The sequence below is a fragment of the Panacibacter ginsenosidivorans genome (assembly GCF_007971225.1).
Taxonomy (GTDB): domain Bacteria; phylum Bacteroidota; class Bacteroidia; order Chitinophagales; family Chitinophagaceae; genus Panacibacter; species Panacibacter ginsenosidivorans.
In genome coordinates this window covers 1,033,613-1,049,450 of record NZ_CP042435.1, presented here as the reverse complement: position 1 = coordinate 1,049,450, position 15,838 = coordinate 1,033,613, and the positions used below count along the sequence as shown (strand labels likewise).

The window sequence follows — 15,838 nt, the reverse complement described above, 5'->3', positions numbered from 1 at the left end:
TGGTATTTGGGAAATTCCTAAATTGTGCACACGATTGCACAAAGTTTGTCTCATAGAATAACCATACACGATATAGCCAGGGAATTGAACCTAACGACTGCAACTGTTTCAAGGGCATTGAATGATCATCCCCGTATTAGCACAGAAACGAAGCGTCTCGTTCAGGAGAAAGCAAGGCAGATGAAGTATAGGAGAAATAAGCTTGCCTCATCATTGCGGTCAGGCAAATCTCATACTATAGGTGTAATTATACCAAGTGCACAAATGAATTTTTTTGGATCTGTTGTACATGGTATTGAAAATGTTGCAAGCAATAACGGATATAGTATAATTCTTTATCAATCAGAAGAGACATCGGCGCTAGAAAAAAAAGCAATAGAAACATTTTTAAGTGCAAGAGTTGACGGGATACTTGCTTCCATTGCAAAGGAAACTGTAGACTTCACACACTATGTTGAGTTGAAGAAAAGAAATATTCCGCTTGTATTTTTTGATCGTACGAATGAGGATTTAAAAGTCCCTGCGGTAGTGGTTGACGATTATAAGGGTGCATACCTTGCTACTGAGCATCTTTTGAAAAATGGATATAAACGGATAGCACATGTCGCCGGCCCGCAGCATATCAAAGGTTTCAGGGATCGTTTAAATGGTTATAAAGATGCTTTAAAGGCAAATCAAAAAAAGGCAGAGAAAAATTATATATACCAGGGTAACGTATCAATTGAATCGGGGAAAGAAGCCGTGGATTATTTTTTAAAACTTGTAGAGCCGCCTGATGCTTTTTTTGCTGTTGAAGATTATACCGCGCTTGGCGTAATTAAATGTTTAAAAGAACGAAAATTTAAAATACCAGATGAATTTGGAGTTATCGGTTTTGCCAATGAAAGTTTTGATGAACACATTACTCCGGCCTTGTCCTCTGTTGATCAGCAAACAGTGCAGATGGGGAAGGAAGCATTTAATTTATTAATGGAGATGATTAAAATAAACGATAGTAAAAGTACTGTAAAAGAAAAAGAGAAAATTGTATTAGAACCTATCCTTTGTTATCGTGAATCATCGGCAGGAAAAAAGGCTTAGAAAACACCGTTATTAATTTAAAAACTAACTAGTTTTTCTTTACAAACCTCAAAAATTAAAAATTAGATGAAACAAATTATTTGGAATGATAGTTAGCATGTGTTTTGTGCAAACGTTTACGCATTTTATTTTTTAACCACTTCCAATTTGCTTGTTATGAGAAAAAAAATATGTAAAGATATTTTACTAAAAAAAGGGTTATGTTATTTACTGCCGGTATTATTCTCAAGTGGCATATTATTAGTGCCACAAAATTCTCTGGCAAAAAATTTTTATAAAACGGCTCCTGATAAAAGTGTATCAGGAAAAATAACAGACGATAAGGGGGCACCCCTTTCAAATGTATCTGTTCTATTAAAGGGAACGAAAAAAGGCACTACCACTAATTTAAATGGTGAATTTTCTATTTCAGTGCCTGATGATAATGCGGTATTAATAATTTCGTATGTTGGTTATCAGAACAAAGAAATCACAATTGGCAATCAAACAAATATAACTGTTGCATTAACCATAGCTTCAGAAAATTTAACAGACGTAGTAGTAGTGGGTTATGGTACTCAAAAGAAAGTAACTGTGACCGGCGCTGTAAGTGCTATTAAAGGAGATGCAGTAGTGAAATCCCCTGCCGTCGATTTATCAAACTCTTTGGCCGGAAGATTACCAGGCTTAGTTGTAGTTCAAACCAGTGGTGAACCTGGTTATGATGGTGCATCTCTGAACATCCGCGGCGTAAACACTATTGGGAATAATTCACCACTTATAGTTATTGACGGAGTTCCGGAAAGAGATGGAGGGCTTGGTCGTTTAAATCCAAGAGATATCGACAATATTTCAGTATTAAAAGATGCCTCTGCGGCTATTTATGGATCGCGTGCTGCTAATGGTGTAATTCTTATTACAACAAAAAAAGGTAGTACAGGTAAGCCTAAAATTACTTATGATTTTAATCAAGGGTATACACAACCTGGCACTATACCAAAAATGTCCAATGCGGTCGAATATGCAAATATTATGAACGAGATACCGATTTACAAAAGTATTCCGGTAAATGAATGGCAGGCGGCATGGACCGCAATTCAACAAACAGGGAGTTATGATTCACCCACAGAAGGCGTGCAGACATTGAATGCAAACTATAGCCCTGATGCGGTAAAAAAATATGCAGACGGTAGTGATCCATGGGGGTATCCAAATACAGACTGGTTTGGAGATGCGTTTAGAACCTGGGCGCCCCAATCAAGACATAATATTCAAATAAGTGGTGGATCAGAAAATATCAGGTATTTTACTTCGATTGGATATGTAAATCAAGATGCGATTTATAATAATTCTGCAACAAGATACCAGCAATATAATTTTAGAACCAATGTTACTGCTAAAATTAGTAATTACATTAATACTACAATTGGTATTTTGGCTCGTCGGGAAGACAGGCACTTTCCCACTGAAAGTGCCGGTTCAATTTTTCGTATGCTAATGCGCGGAAGACCTACTGAACCAGAAGTTTGGCCAAACGGGATGCCAGGACCCGATATTGAAAACGGCCAGAATCCTTATGTTATTACAACAAATGCTACCGGTTATCAAAAAGACCCAACTGACTATCTTCAAGCCAATGGCGCAATAGATATTAGCAACCCCTGGATTAAAGGTTTAAAACTTACTTTGTCTGGTGCAATTGATAAAAACAGTGAGCTAAATAAAGTCTGGCAAACACCCTGGATGCTTTATTATTGGGACAGGATTACATACGAAGATGATGGTGTAACTCCAAAACTAGTTGGTGCTATAAGATCAAATTATACTGATCCGAGATTAACAGAAACTTATTACTCCGTATTAAATACCAATCTAACGGCATTGTTGAATTATGACGCTAAAATAGGGAATCATAGTGTAGCTATATTAGCAGGTGTCACTAAAGAAACATTTAAAGGAGATAATTTCCAGGCATTTCGCAGGAACTTCATTTCTCCGGCACTTGACCAGCTTTTTGTTGGCGGTCTAACGCAAACTGCATCAAATGACACTTATTTTACAAGGCTATTTGACAGAGCTAAACTCGGTTATTACGGAAGGGTTCAGTATAATTATAAAGAAAAATATCTGGCAGAATTTCTTTGGAGATATGATGGTTCATATATACTTCCACCAGATAAACGATTTGGCTTCTTCCCTGGAATACTTCTTGGTTGGAATCTCACAAATGAGAAATTTTTCAAGGTACCGGGTATAAACTATTTAAAACTCAGAGGTTCTTATGGGCAAATGGGTAATGATCAGCCTTATAAAAATGGACTTTTAAAAGAATACCAATATCTCTCAATCTACCAATTTGGAAGCTATCCGATAAATAGTCAGGTAGCAACAACACTCGGCGAATTTGTGCTGGCAAACAATGATTTTACATGGGAGGTGGCGAATAATTACAATGTTGGTTTAGATGCAACTGTACTAAATAACCACCTTGATGTAACATTGGAGTATTTCTATAACAAAAGAAGTGGTATGCTGGTTGACTACCAAGGTGTTGTTCCAGCGTCAGCAGGTATTGGACCTTTTTTGCCCCCGGTAAACGGAGGTCGAATTGACAATAAAGGATTTGAATTTACACTTGCTTATAAAGCAAATATAAATAAGGATTTTTATTTTAGGGCTGGCATAAATGGTGGCTATGCGAAAAATAAAGTAATAGATGCAGCAGAAAGCCATTCAACACCTCAATACCAGTGGCAGGAAGGAAAGCCATATAACGCATTTTTGGTGTATCAATCAGATGGGGCATTTTTAGACCAGGCAGATATCGATAAAACCACCCTTGATTACAGCGGAATTACCGGACAATTATTACCTGGTGATATGAAATTTAAGGATGTAAATGGCGATGGAAAAATTACGCCTGATGATGCAGTTAGAATCGAAAAAAGCGATTTCCCCAATTTTAACTATGGTGCCACTATAGAAGCAAGGTATAAATCTTTCGATTTGAATTTGCTTTTCCAGGGCGCAGCAGGTGCAGCAATACGTGTTCAAACCGAATCTGGAGATATTGGCAATTATCTGCAATACTCTTATGATCATCGTTGGTCTATAGATCACCCAAGCAGCACAGACCCAAGGCTTGCGATTCGCGGAGATACTTATTATACGGGCGGCCTCTACGGTAATAATACTTATTACCTTTTTAGTAAAAACTATATCCGCTTAAAGAATATAGAACTGGGTTACACATTACCAGCTAAATTGTTAGATAAAGCGAAAATCAGCAGTTTTAGAATCTTCGTTAATGCGCTTAATTTATTTACAGTTTCTAAAATGAAGATTTTTGATCCTGAAGCAACAGCGGGTAGTGGTGTGTATTATCCACAATCAAGGGTGCTCAACGCAGGGTTTAGTTTAACCTTCTAAAAAAATTATGTATGAAAAAATTATCAATTATTATTGGTTCCTTAGGCGCGCTGATATTTATACATTCCTGTAATACAGATTTTCTTAATACTACTCCACAGAATGCTATATCCAGTAGCGCTACCTGGGCCGATGGGTCTTTATCTACAGCTTTCGTGTTAAACGTTTATTCTTATCTTGGTTACGGTGGTTTTGAAGAGCAGGCGCTTGCAGATTATACAGATGAAGCAATGTTTACGCATGCAGGCAGAAACATTAATACGTTTACAGAAGGTAACGAAGAGCCTGGAGCTTTGGCATGGATGAGTGGTACATATTATTGGGATAACATGTACACAGCAATAAGAGAAGCAAATGTCGCATTAGAAAACCTTCCTAACGCAACTTTTAGTGATGCTTCATTAAAAGATCAATTATTAGGCGAATCTCATTTCTTAAGAGCCTATTACTATCAACAGCTTTTAAGATTTTACGGTGGTGTGCCTATCATTGATCATAGTTATGGGCTCAATGAAGATTACACCATAGCCAGAAATACTTACGAAGAATGTGTAAATTTTATCGTGAGTGATTTGGATCAGGCGGCTACTTTACTTGATGGCAAAACAACCGTTGATGGTCGTGCATCTAAAATATCTGCTATGGCATTAAAGTCAAGAGTACTTTTATATGCAGCGAGTGATTTGCACGATGCTACCAAAGCCAAGGCAAATTCGAGCTTATTAGCAAGTTATAGCAATATAGAATTTCTTTGCTACACTTCAGGAGACCAGGCTACAAGATGGCAGGCCGCTAAAGATGCTGCGAAAGCTGTAATCGATGCAGCTCAGGGGTATAAATTGGATCTAACGGAACCCGCATCCACTGATGAGGGAAAGATGAACTATATCTCAATAGCCATGGGAGGTAAAAGTGGTGCGCCAGGTGTTGATGCAGCTGCATCAGTGGAACTTCTTTTCCAAAGAACTTCCACTACATTATACACCCAGGAAGACAACTGGCCTTTAGGCGGTATTCACTATGGTATCAATAATGGTCCTAATGGTTATCATAACTGGGCCGGTAACACTCCTATTCAGCAATTAGTAGATGATTATGAAATGATGGATGGATCTAAATTTGACTGGAATAATACAGAAGAAAAAGCTCATCCATATACTAATCGCGATCCAAGGTTTTATGGTACTGTAATGTATGATGGTGCAGACTGGAAGCCAAGACCATCTGATGTTTCAGGAAGAGACCCTGTCAATCAAATCCAAACTGGTTACTATACTGACGGAGCCGGCGGTTTTATAAATGGAATTGACACACGTGAATCTCCGGTTGAAAACTGGAACGGAAGCCGTACACACTATTACACACGTAAATTCATCGATCCAAATCCTGCATTGCCAGATAATCAATCAAACGGACAGGTTATTCCCTGGCCATTTATACGTTATACAGAAATGGTATTGAATTATGCAGAAGCATGTATAGAATTAGGCCAGGAAGATGAAGCAAGAACATGGCTCAATAAGATCAGGTTCCGCGCTGGTATGCCTGCAATCACAGATGCAGGAACAACGCTTAGAGATCGTTATCGCAATGAACGCAGAGTAGAACTTGTTTATGAAGAACATCGCTATCACGATGCAAGAAGATGGATGATTCCTGCAACTACCGTAGGTCGGGGTGTAAAAGCTATAAATGTAAAAGCCACTTTAAAACCAGGTAAATCCATTCTTGTTCCTTATAAACATGATGAAACGGTGTATGATTATACTTATACAGTTTATGACAATACTGAAAATGAAACAAGGGTATGGAAAGACAAAATGTATTTCAGACCTATCAGTAGAGATGAGATGAGTAAGAATGATAAGTTAATTCAAAACCCAGGATACCAACAATAGCAGGTAGTTTGGTTTTTTCAAAATCTATCCCGGCAACGGGATAGATTTTTTCTTTAACGAAGTATAGAAACATATAATTTATTTTTTTGAAGTGTTCACCATCTCTTTCATCAGGGCTTGTTGCGTCGCACACTTCAGGTTTCTGTTATATATGCTACAAAAAATTACCCGCTAAGCTATTGACCGTTGCTTAATGCTTAACAAAGAATAAAGCGTTGAAGAGTGCGACGCAACAAAGTTTAATAGTGGCAAAGAAGTTTGGTGCATAATAAAAACTTTCGTCTTAAATTACCTGCACATTAATATCGAATATTTCAATGAACCTCTTTATAAGAATTAACTCTTTTGTGGTTTGCTTTTTTTTGTTATGTGCCTGTAATGAACAGACCACAGAAAATAAAAATGAAGAGAAAAAAGAAACAGGCAAAGAATTGTTTTCACTGCTCGATGCTTCAGTAACAAATATCAATTTTCAAAACACACTTACTGAAGGGTTGAATACGAATATTCTGATGTATGAGTATTTCTACAACGGAGGTGGCGTTGCCGCCGGAGACTTTAATAATGACGGACTTATTGATCTTTATTTCACTTCCAACATGGGTGATAATAAACTATACCTCAATAAAGGCGATATGAAGTTTGAAGATATCACTTCATTTTGTGGAGCAGGAGGCAGGCCCGGCCCATGGAAAACAGGCGTTAATGTTGTTGATATAAACGGTGATGGTAAGCTTGATATTTATTTATGTTACTCAGGTGCATTGCCACCAGAGAAAAGAGTAAACCAACTGTTTATAAATAAGGGCAATAACAGCAGGGGAGTGCCCATGTTTGAAGAACAGGCTGTGGCGTATGGCCTGGCCAGTGCAGGTTACAGCAATCAGTCTTATTTTTTTGATTACGATAAAGATGGTGATCTTGATATGTTGCTGCTGAATCATAATCCGAAAAACTTACCAATACTCAATGTAGAAGCTACCGCAAAACTTTTTAAAGAAGATAATAATGAAAAAGGTCTTCGCTTATACAAACAGACCAACGGGAAATTTGAAGATGTAACAATCAAAGCAGGCATTAACGGCTCTGAATTGAGTTATGGATTAGGGCTTGGTATCTCTGATTTTAATGAAGATGGGTGGCCTGATTTTTATGTGTCTAATGATTATGCAGTACCCGATTATCTATACATTAATAATAAGAACGGAACTTTTTCAAATAAGATGCAAAGCAGTATCGGGCATACAAGCCAGTTCTCGATGGGTAATGATGTCGCTGATATTAACAATGACGACCTGCCGGATATTTTTACACTTGACATGTTGCCTGAAGATAATCACCGGCAGAAATTGTTGCTTGCACCTGATAACTATGACAAGTTTAATTTGAATGTGCGTAGTGGTTTTTATTACCAGTACATGCGTAATATGTTGCAATTAAATAATGGCAATAATACGTTTAGTGAAACAGGGCAAATAGCAGGCATTTCAAACACAGACTGGAGTTGGTCTGCACTCTTTGCCGATTATGATAATGATGGATGGAAAGACCTGTATGTTACCAATGGCTATTACAGGGACTATACGAATCTTGATTTTATTAATTACATGAATGAGTATGTTGCTTCAAAAGGAAGACTGCAGCGTGAAGATGTAATGGATATTATAAAACAAATGCCCTCTTCCAATGTGGTGAATTACATGTTTCAAAATAAACAAGGCAGCACATTTGAAAATAAAACTATTGATTGGGGAGTCAATAAACATTCAAACAGTAATGGCGCTGTTTATGCGGACCTGGATAATGATGGAGACCTTGATCTCGTAGTAAATAATATTAATCAGCCTGCATTTATTTACAGGAATGAATCGCAGAAATTAAACAGCAATCATTTTTTGAATGTACAGCTTACAGGCAATGAAGGAAACACTCAAGGCCTTGGGGCAACGATAAAAATTTTTTATAACGGACAAACGCAGCGATTAGAACAAAACCCTGCAAGAGGTTATCTTTCCAGTGTTTCATCCATACTTCATTTTGGTTTGGGTAATATTGAAAAAGTTGATTCGCTTATTGTAACATGGCCAAATGGCAAAGCGCAGAAAATGTTTGATGTAAAAGCAAACCAGTTTTTAAAACTTGCAGAAAGAGATGCGCATGATAAATCCTTACAGGCAAAACAAATTCAGTCATGGTTTACTGAAACTGCTTCCCCAATAAAGTATAAGGAGACTATTGACACCAGTGTAAATGATTTCAATCGTCAATTGTTATTGATCAATCAATTTTCATATAGTGGCCCATGTATTACAAAAGACGACGTTAATAAAGATGGTTTAGTTGACATGATCATTGGAGGTGCAGCAGGCGAATCAACAAAAATATTTTTGCAGCAAAAGAGCGGATCATTCACTCAAAAAAATATTCCCGCGTTTGAACAGGATAAAGCTTGTGCTGATGCAGCTATTGCTGTCTTTGATGCAAATGCAGATGATCATCCTGATATTTACATAGCCAGTGATGGATACAATGACCTCAACGATACAGATGCATTACTACAGGATCGTTTGTATCTAAATGATGGGAACAACAACTTCACAAAAAGCAAAGGCTTGCCAAATATTAGTGGCAGCAAATCGTGTGTTCGGGTGCAGGATATAAATGGAGATGGCGCTCCTGATATTTTTGTTGGTGGCAGAGCTGTTCCGGGTCGTTATCCTGAAACACCTAGGAGTTATATTCTGATCAATGATGGCAAAGGAAATTTTTCTGATCAAACACAAACTGTTTGTCCCGAGCTTTTTAAACCTGGAATGGTAACAGATGCAGTCTGGGTTGATCTTGATCTCGATCAAAAAAATGAATTGGTAATTGTAGGAGAATGGATGCCCGTAACTGTTTTTAAAATAGAGAATGGAAAATTAATAAACAGCACAAACAAATTTTTTGATAAACAATATTCTGGTTGGTGGAATACCATTTCTGTTGGTGATCTAAACGGAGATAAGCATCCTGATCTTATCATCGGCAATATGGGTTTAAATACGCAATTTAAAGCTACAGAGAAAGAACCGCTAGAAATGTATTACAAGGATTTTGATAAGAATGGTTCTGTAGATCCAATATTTAGTTTTTATATACAAGGCGAAAAATATCCTTATATAACACGTGATGAATTGGTAGGTCAGTTGCCTATATTACGAAAACGCTTTGCAGATTTTAAAAGTTATGCAGACATAACAATGGATGAATTATTTGAAGAGAAAGATATTAAAGATGCTGGTCATCTTGTTGCAGATCACATGGCTACAACTTGTTTTATAAGTAATGCATCCGGAAAGTTTGAGATAAAAGAATTACCGGTGCAAGTTCAGTATTCACCAGTATATACAATTGATACATTAGATTTCAATAACGATGGAAAAACTGACCTCTTGCTTTGCGGTAACAACAGTTACACAAAGATCAGGCTTGGTAAATTTGATGCTAATTATGGCGTATTGCTTGCCGGTGATGGCAAAGGGAATTTTACATACGTTAAACAAAATGAATCCGGCTTTAATATACACGGCGATGTAAGAAGCTGTCTTAAGATCAACGATAAAATTTACTTTGGTATTTGTGGAAAAAATTTAATTGCTTACACTTTGTTGAAACAAAAAAAATGAAACAGGTAAGATTTTGTTTAAAGGCGTTTATATCCTGTTGGTTGTTATTGATTTTCATTTCATCATGCAAACAGGAAAAAGAAAAATTACCCCAGGATTTTGAATTGGCAACTGCGTGGGCAGATATGACCAATTATATTACTAAAAATACACCTGCCAATTCGCCAACTTTTGCATCCCGGTGTTTTGGATACATTGGTCTTACAATGTATGAATCGGTTGTTAATGGTTATCCGGAATATCAATCTGTTGCGCCACAACTAAATGGCTTGGGCAATTTGCCGGTTCCTGAAAAAAATCTTGCCTGCAATTGGCAATTGTCTTTAAACGCAGCACAGGCTGAGATACTGCGCAATATTTACATTCAAACTTCTGATGTAAATAAAACAAAAATTGATTCACTTGAACAACATTTTGTAGCACTCTACAAAGATGCGATCAATAACGATAGCATTGTAAACAGGTCAATTGCATATGGAAAAAAAATTGCACAATCAATTTTTGAATGGTCAAAAACAGATGGCGGGCATCGTGGCTATCTAAATAATTTCGATAAGCAATTAGTATTTGAACAAAAGCCCGGATGCTGGCAGCCCCCACTTTATGCGCAATCATTCACACACTTTCCATTGCATCCGCATTGGGGGCAAAACAGAACATTTCTTTCAGTTGATTCTGCAATCCAGGCGCCTGCATTTATTTCTTACGACTCAACAAAGGGCTCTCCATATTACAACCAGTTCATGCAGGTATATGAAAAAGAAAAAAATTTAACACAACAGGAAAAAGAAGCCGCCATATGGTGGGCCGATGATCCGGAAGTAACGCCAACACCGCCGGGGCATTCTTATTACCTTGCTACTGCTGCTATTAGAAAAATAAAGCCTGATCTTATAAAATGCGCTGAAACCTATGCCAGGCTTGGTATGGCGCTGGCAGATGCATTTCGAAGTTGCTGGAAGTGGAAGTATCAGTTCTTTACAGAACGTGCCAATACATTTGTGCCGCAACATATAGATCAGCGCTGGGAATCGTTCTGGCCAGATCCGCCATTCCCTGCATTTCCTTCGGGGCATGCGATACAGGCAGGCGCAATGGCTACAGTGCTCACCGATCTATACGGAGATAATTTTGAATTCACAGATAGCCTGCATGTTGGAAGACCAAGAGACGATATAAGAAATACAGATTTTAAAGCCCGGCACTTTAATTCATTCTGGCAGGCAGCAGAAGAAACTGCTAATTCAAGATTTTATGGCGGCATACATACACCCCAGGATAATGCAAGAGGGTTAGATAAAGGAAAAGAAATTGGTAATAATGTTAATCATTTGCATTGGAAAAGGAATGTATAAGTACTAATATTTTTTATAAACCCGGCTTTTGTAACTAATGGCATCGCCTGTTGTGTCACTCGCTTATACGTTCGGAACTTTGTGCAGCAATGGATTACGAGTTTACGAAGTTCACAAGTTTACGCGTTGTTCAAATCCAAAGATCTCGTGAACAGGTAAACTCGTAAACTGCTGAAACTTTTACTTCGGTACAAGTGTGCGACGCAACGAAAGCTAAATAGCAGCAATATAGTTTGGCTCATAAAAAACTCCTTATAAAATATAACAACCAAAACATGTTTCGCCATTTATTTATTGTATGCTTTGTATTCCTTATTGGACAGAGTTTTTCTCAAACAAGATTCAAAGATGTAACTGATTCTGCCGGAATCAAACATGTGTTTAAAGTATACGAAGGCATGTTTGGCGGTGGCGCATGCGTTGTTGATTATAATAACGATGGGTTTGAAGACGTATATATCACCGGCGGCATGAATGATGATGTGCTGTATAAAAATAATGGCAACGGTACATTTACGAATGTGTTTGAACAATCAGGATTGAGTGTTACAAAAAACTATGTAACACAAGGCGTGTCAAGCGCAGATGTAAACCGGGATGGATTCGTTGATCTGTTTATTACAACCATAACAAGCAGGAATAAAAAGCAAGCCATACCAAGAGAAATAAATTTGTTGTTTTTGAATAATGGTAACGGCACTTTCAGAGATGCAACAAAAGAATATGGATTGGATCAGATGTATTCATTCAGCACAGGCGGAAGTTTTGGAGATTTCAATGCAGATGGCTGGGCTGATATTTATGTCGGGAATTATTTTAACCAATACGAAGGAAAATTGAGTGTTATAAATGATGCAACAGTTGTTGGCGCAAACCAAATTGCAAAAGGTTATTTGCTATTGAATGAAAGCGGCAAGAAATTTAAAGATGTGTATGGAGATTATGGATTGGATTATCGTGGGTTTGGTTTTGGTGGTGTGTTTACTGACTATGATAATGATGGCGACCAGGACTTAATTGTGAACCATGATTTTGGTTATAAGCGTACACCTGATATGTTGCTGCAGAATCAATATCCCAAAGAAAAATTTGTTGATGTTGCAAAAGAAAATAAAATGGATCTGCGCATTAACTCTATGGGCACTGCTGTTGGCGATTATAACAATGATGGTTTGATGGATTATTATTTTACGAACATAAAGTTCAACATGTTCATGGTGAATCAGGGTCCCGGAAAATCATTTATAGAAAAAACTTCAGAGTTGGGCCTGGGATCGTTTGCTATAAGCTGGGGCGCAAATTTTGCAGATTTTGATCATGATGGTGATGTTGATTTGTTTGTATCTAATGGTGATCTGAATCCAGATTGTCATCCGATGGCAGACTTCTATTTTGAAAATAATAATGGAAAGTTTACAGATAAAGCTTCTGCTTATGGGTTAGCAGATTATGGCATTGGCCGCGGTTCAGTTGTGTTTGATTATGATAATGATGGAGACCTTGACCTGCTTGTTGTAAACCAGGAAGCGGTATATCCCAATTATCCTGTGCCTTCCATTACAAGGTTATACAGGAACGATTCTGCAAAAGGTAATTGGATAAAAATTGCATTACAAGGTATACAGGCTGAGAGCCATGGTATAGGTTCAAAAATTGAAGTAGAAGCAGGTGGTAAAAAAATGATAAGAGAAATTGATGGAGGAAGTTCCAGCCATCTTTCTCAAAATTCTGTGATCGCACATTTTGGTTTAGGTAATGCAATTACCATAGATAAAATAACTGTTTACTGGACAGGTGGGAATAAGCAGACCATTACCAATATAAAGCCAAATCAATTGATAACGATAAAAGAGATTCCAATACCTGTTCAAAAGAGAAGCAATTCACTTATCTATATCTTAATTGGTGTTGCCTGTGTTGGCTTAATTGCTTTTATCTTTTTGAGGAAAAGGAAAGTACTCTAACCTCCTTGAAGGAGAACTTAAAAGATTGTTCTAAATAAGCTTTTAATACTCTCTTTAAATGCTGCTATGATAACACAATGATGAAGTGCTTGCGACGCAACAGGTGATGCTATAAAAAATTGCAGCTGGTATCACTAGATATACAAAACAAAAACCCCGCGTAACTGCGGGGTTTTTTATAATTCGTGTAATACGAATATGATTAATAATCCATACCCATACCACCACCACCTGGCATTGCAGGAGCAGCAGATTTAGGTTCTGGTTTGTCAGCAACCACACATTCTGTAGTCAGCAACATACCAGCGATAGAAGCTGCATTTTCAAGGGCTATACGTGTAACCTTTGTAGGATCAATTACACCGGCCTTGAAAAGGTTTTCATATACTTCTGTACGTGCATTGAAACCATAATCGCCTTTACCTTCTTTTACTTTCTGTACAACGATTGAACCTTCAATACCGCTGTTGGCAACAATCTGGCGTATTGGTTCTTCCAGTGCTCTTTTAACGATAGCAACACCGGTTGTTTCGTCTTCATTTACACCTTTCAGTTTTTCCAAAGATTCAGTAGCACGAATGTAAGCTACGCCACCACCTGGAACGATACCTTCTTCAACAGCAGCACGTGTTGCATGTAAAGCATCGTCAACACGGTCTTTCTTTTCTTTCATTTCCATTTCAGTAGCAGCACCGATATAAAGAACAGCAACACCACCGCTTAATTTAGCAAGACGTTCCTGTAATTTTTCTTTATCGTAATCAGAAGTTGTTGATTCGATCTGTGCTTTTATCTGGTTAACACGGGCAGTGATGTCTTCTTTCTTGCCTTTGCCACCAACGATTGTTGTATTGTCTTTATCAATTGTGATAGAAGCAGCCTGGCCTAAATAAGTAAGGTCTGCACCTTCTAATTTATAACCCTGTTCTTCGCTGATAACGATACCTTTTGTAAGGATAGCAATATCCTGCAGCATTTCTTTTCTGCGGTCACCAAAACCTGGAGCTTTTACAGCAGCAACTTTCAAAGTGCCACGTAATTTATTTACCACCAATGTTGCCAGTGCTTCACCTTCGAGGTCTTCAGCAATAATCACCAATGGACGGCCACTCTGCGCAACTTTTTCAAGAATAGCAAGAATGTCTTTCATTGCAGATATCTTCTTATCATAAATAAGAATGTATGGGTTCTGCAATTCAGCTTCCATCTTTTCGCTGTTTGTAACGAAGTATGGAGAAATATAACCGCGATCAAACTGCATACCTTCTACAACATCAACAGTTGTATCAGTACCTTTTGCTTCCTCAACAGTTATAACACCTTCTTTACCAACTTTCGCAAAAGCCTGTGCGATCAGTTTACCAATACCGTTATCGTTATTGGCAGAGATGGATGCCACCTGCTCTATTTTCTTACCGTCGTTGCCAACAGCCTGGGATTGTTTCTGAAGATTAGCAATTACAGCAGCAACTGCTTTGTCAATACCACGTTTCAGATCCATTGGATTTGCACCCGCAGCAACGTTTTTCAAACCTTCGCTTATGATAGATTGTGCAAGTACAGTTGCGGTAGTTGTACCATCACCTGCAATATCTGCAGTTTTTGAAGCAACTTCTTTCACCATTTGTGCGCCCATGTTTTCGATAGCATCTTCCAGTTCAATTTCTTTAGCAACTGTAACGCCATCTTTGGTTACTGCAGGGGCACCAAATTTTTTCTCTATAACAACATTGCGGCCTTTAGGTCCCAATGTAACTTTTACAGCGTTGGCAAGAACATCTACACCACGCTTCATTTTATTTCTTGCTTCAATGTCGAAGAAGAGTTGTTTAGCCATAATATTAGTTTTTTGGAATTTTTGATAAGTAATTTATGTACCAGGCGACATTAATGCCATTAAGCTTTTCTTGCGTCGCACACTTGTACATTTAGAATTTTACGCTGCAATCATTAGCACATAGCTATTAGATAATCGCCAGTATATCACTTTCTCTCATGATCAGCAGGTCATTGCCTTCGATCTGGATCTCTGTGCCGGCATACTTTCCATAAAGCACAGTATCGCCAACTTTTACAGAAACGGGCTCATCTTTTTTGCCGGGGCCGGCAGCTACAACGGTACCACGCTGAGGTTTTTCTTTAGCAGTGTCCGGAATAATAATACCACCAGCGGTCTTCTCTTCAGCACGTGCTGGCTGGATAATTACCCTGTCATGCAGAGGGGTAACATTGATCTTTTTAGCCATAATTGTATAAATTTAAATTTAGTGAACAGTTAATTGTACGTAGCCCGTCCGCGATTACTGTGCCATGTAGCCAAAAAAAGCCAAAATTTCACTTTTTGTCTCTCGTCTTTTGATAGCTGCGAGTTTTGGCAGCAAGAATCGGGATGGCAAAGAAAGGAGATTGCCCGGCTGTGACAAAATTTCATTTGTGAATGCTACGGTAAGATTTGTTTCTTCAGT

At 38.0% G+C, this 15,838-nt stretch carries 8 protein-coding genes; 6 read left to right on the top strand and 2 right to left on the bottom strand.

Annotated elements, in window-relative coordinates; all coding sequences use genetic code 11:
• Positions 1 to 24: 24 nt before the first annotated feature.
• The 6 genes from FRZ67_RS04380 (at position 25) to FRZ67_RS04355 (ending at position 13,373) form a co-directional block, all read left to right on the top strand.
• Positions 25 to 1,080: a LacI family DNA-binding transcriptional regulator gene (locus tag FRZ67_RS04380; protein ID WP_225975507.1), complete on the top strand. Its 1,056-nt coding sequence runs from the start codon at positions 25 to 27 to the stop codon at positions 1,078 to 1,080.
• A gap of 156 nt (positions 1,081 to 1,236) precedes the next feature.
• Positions 1,237 to 4,488, top strand: a complete 3,252-nt coding sequence (locus FRZ67_RS04375) for a SusC/RagA family TonB-linked outer membrane protein (protein WP_147188369.1) — start codon at positions 1,237 to 1,239, stop codon at positions 4,486 to 4,488.
• Positions 4,489 to 4,499: 11 nt separating this feature from the next.
• Positions 4,500 to 6,386 carry a RagB/SusD family nutrient uptake outer membrane protein gene (locus FRZ67_RS04370; RefSeq protein ID WP_147188368.1) on the top strand — a complete coding sequence of 629 codons (1,887 nt, stop codon included), beginning with the start codon at positions 4,500 to 4,502 and terminating at the stop codon, positions 6,384 to 6,386.
• Positions 6,387 to 6,703: 317 nt separating this feature from the next.
• Complete coding sequence (locus tag FRZ67_RS04365; RefSeq protein WP_147188367.1) at positions 6,704 to 10,054, top strand: VCBS repeat-containing protein; 3,351 nt, start codon at positions 6,704 to 6,706, stop codon at positions 10,052 to 10,054.
• Positions 10,051 to 11,409 (top strand): vanadium-dependent haloperoxidase, encoded by a 1,359-nt coding sequence (locus tag FRZ67_RS04360; RefSeq protein WP_147188366.1) that lies wholly within the window; start codon positions 10,051 to 10,053, stop codon positions 11,407 to 11,409. Before FRZ67_RS04365 ends, FRZ67_RS04360 begins: the two co-directional genes overlap by 4 nt.
• A gap of 275 nt (positions 11,410 to 11,684) precedes the next feature.
• A complete protein-coding gene (locus tag FRZ67_RS04355; protein WP_147188365.1) occupies positions 11,685 to 13,373 on the top strand; it encodes a CRTAC1 family protein in 1,689 nt (562 codons plus the stop codon).
• 202 nt (positions 13,374 to 13,575) lie between these two features.
• Here FRZ67_RS04355 and groL read toward each other — a convergent pair whose 3' ends face one another.
• Together groL and FRZ67_RS04345 are read right to left on the bottom strand one after the other, a co-directional pair.
• Entirely contained in the window at positions 13,576 to 15,210 is a 1,635-nt protein-coding gene (gene groL, locus FRZ67_RS04350; RefSeq protein WP_147188364.1) for a chaperonin GroEL, read from the bottom strand.
• A 127-nt stretch (positions 15,211 to 15,337) separates the two neighbouring features.
• The gene (locus FRZ67_RS04345; protein WP_147188363.1) at positions 15,338 to 15,619 is read right to left on the bottom strand and encodes a co-chaperone GroES; all 282 of its coding nucleotides are present in this window, start codon (positions 15,617 to 15,619) and stop codon (positions 15,338 to 15,340) included.
• Positions 15,620 to 15,838 lie beyond the last annotated feature (219 nt).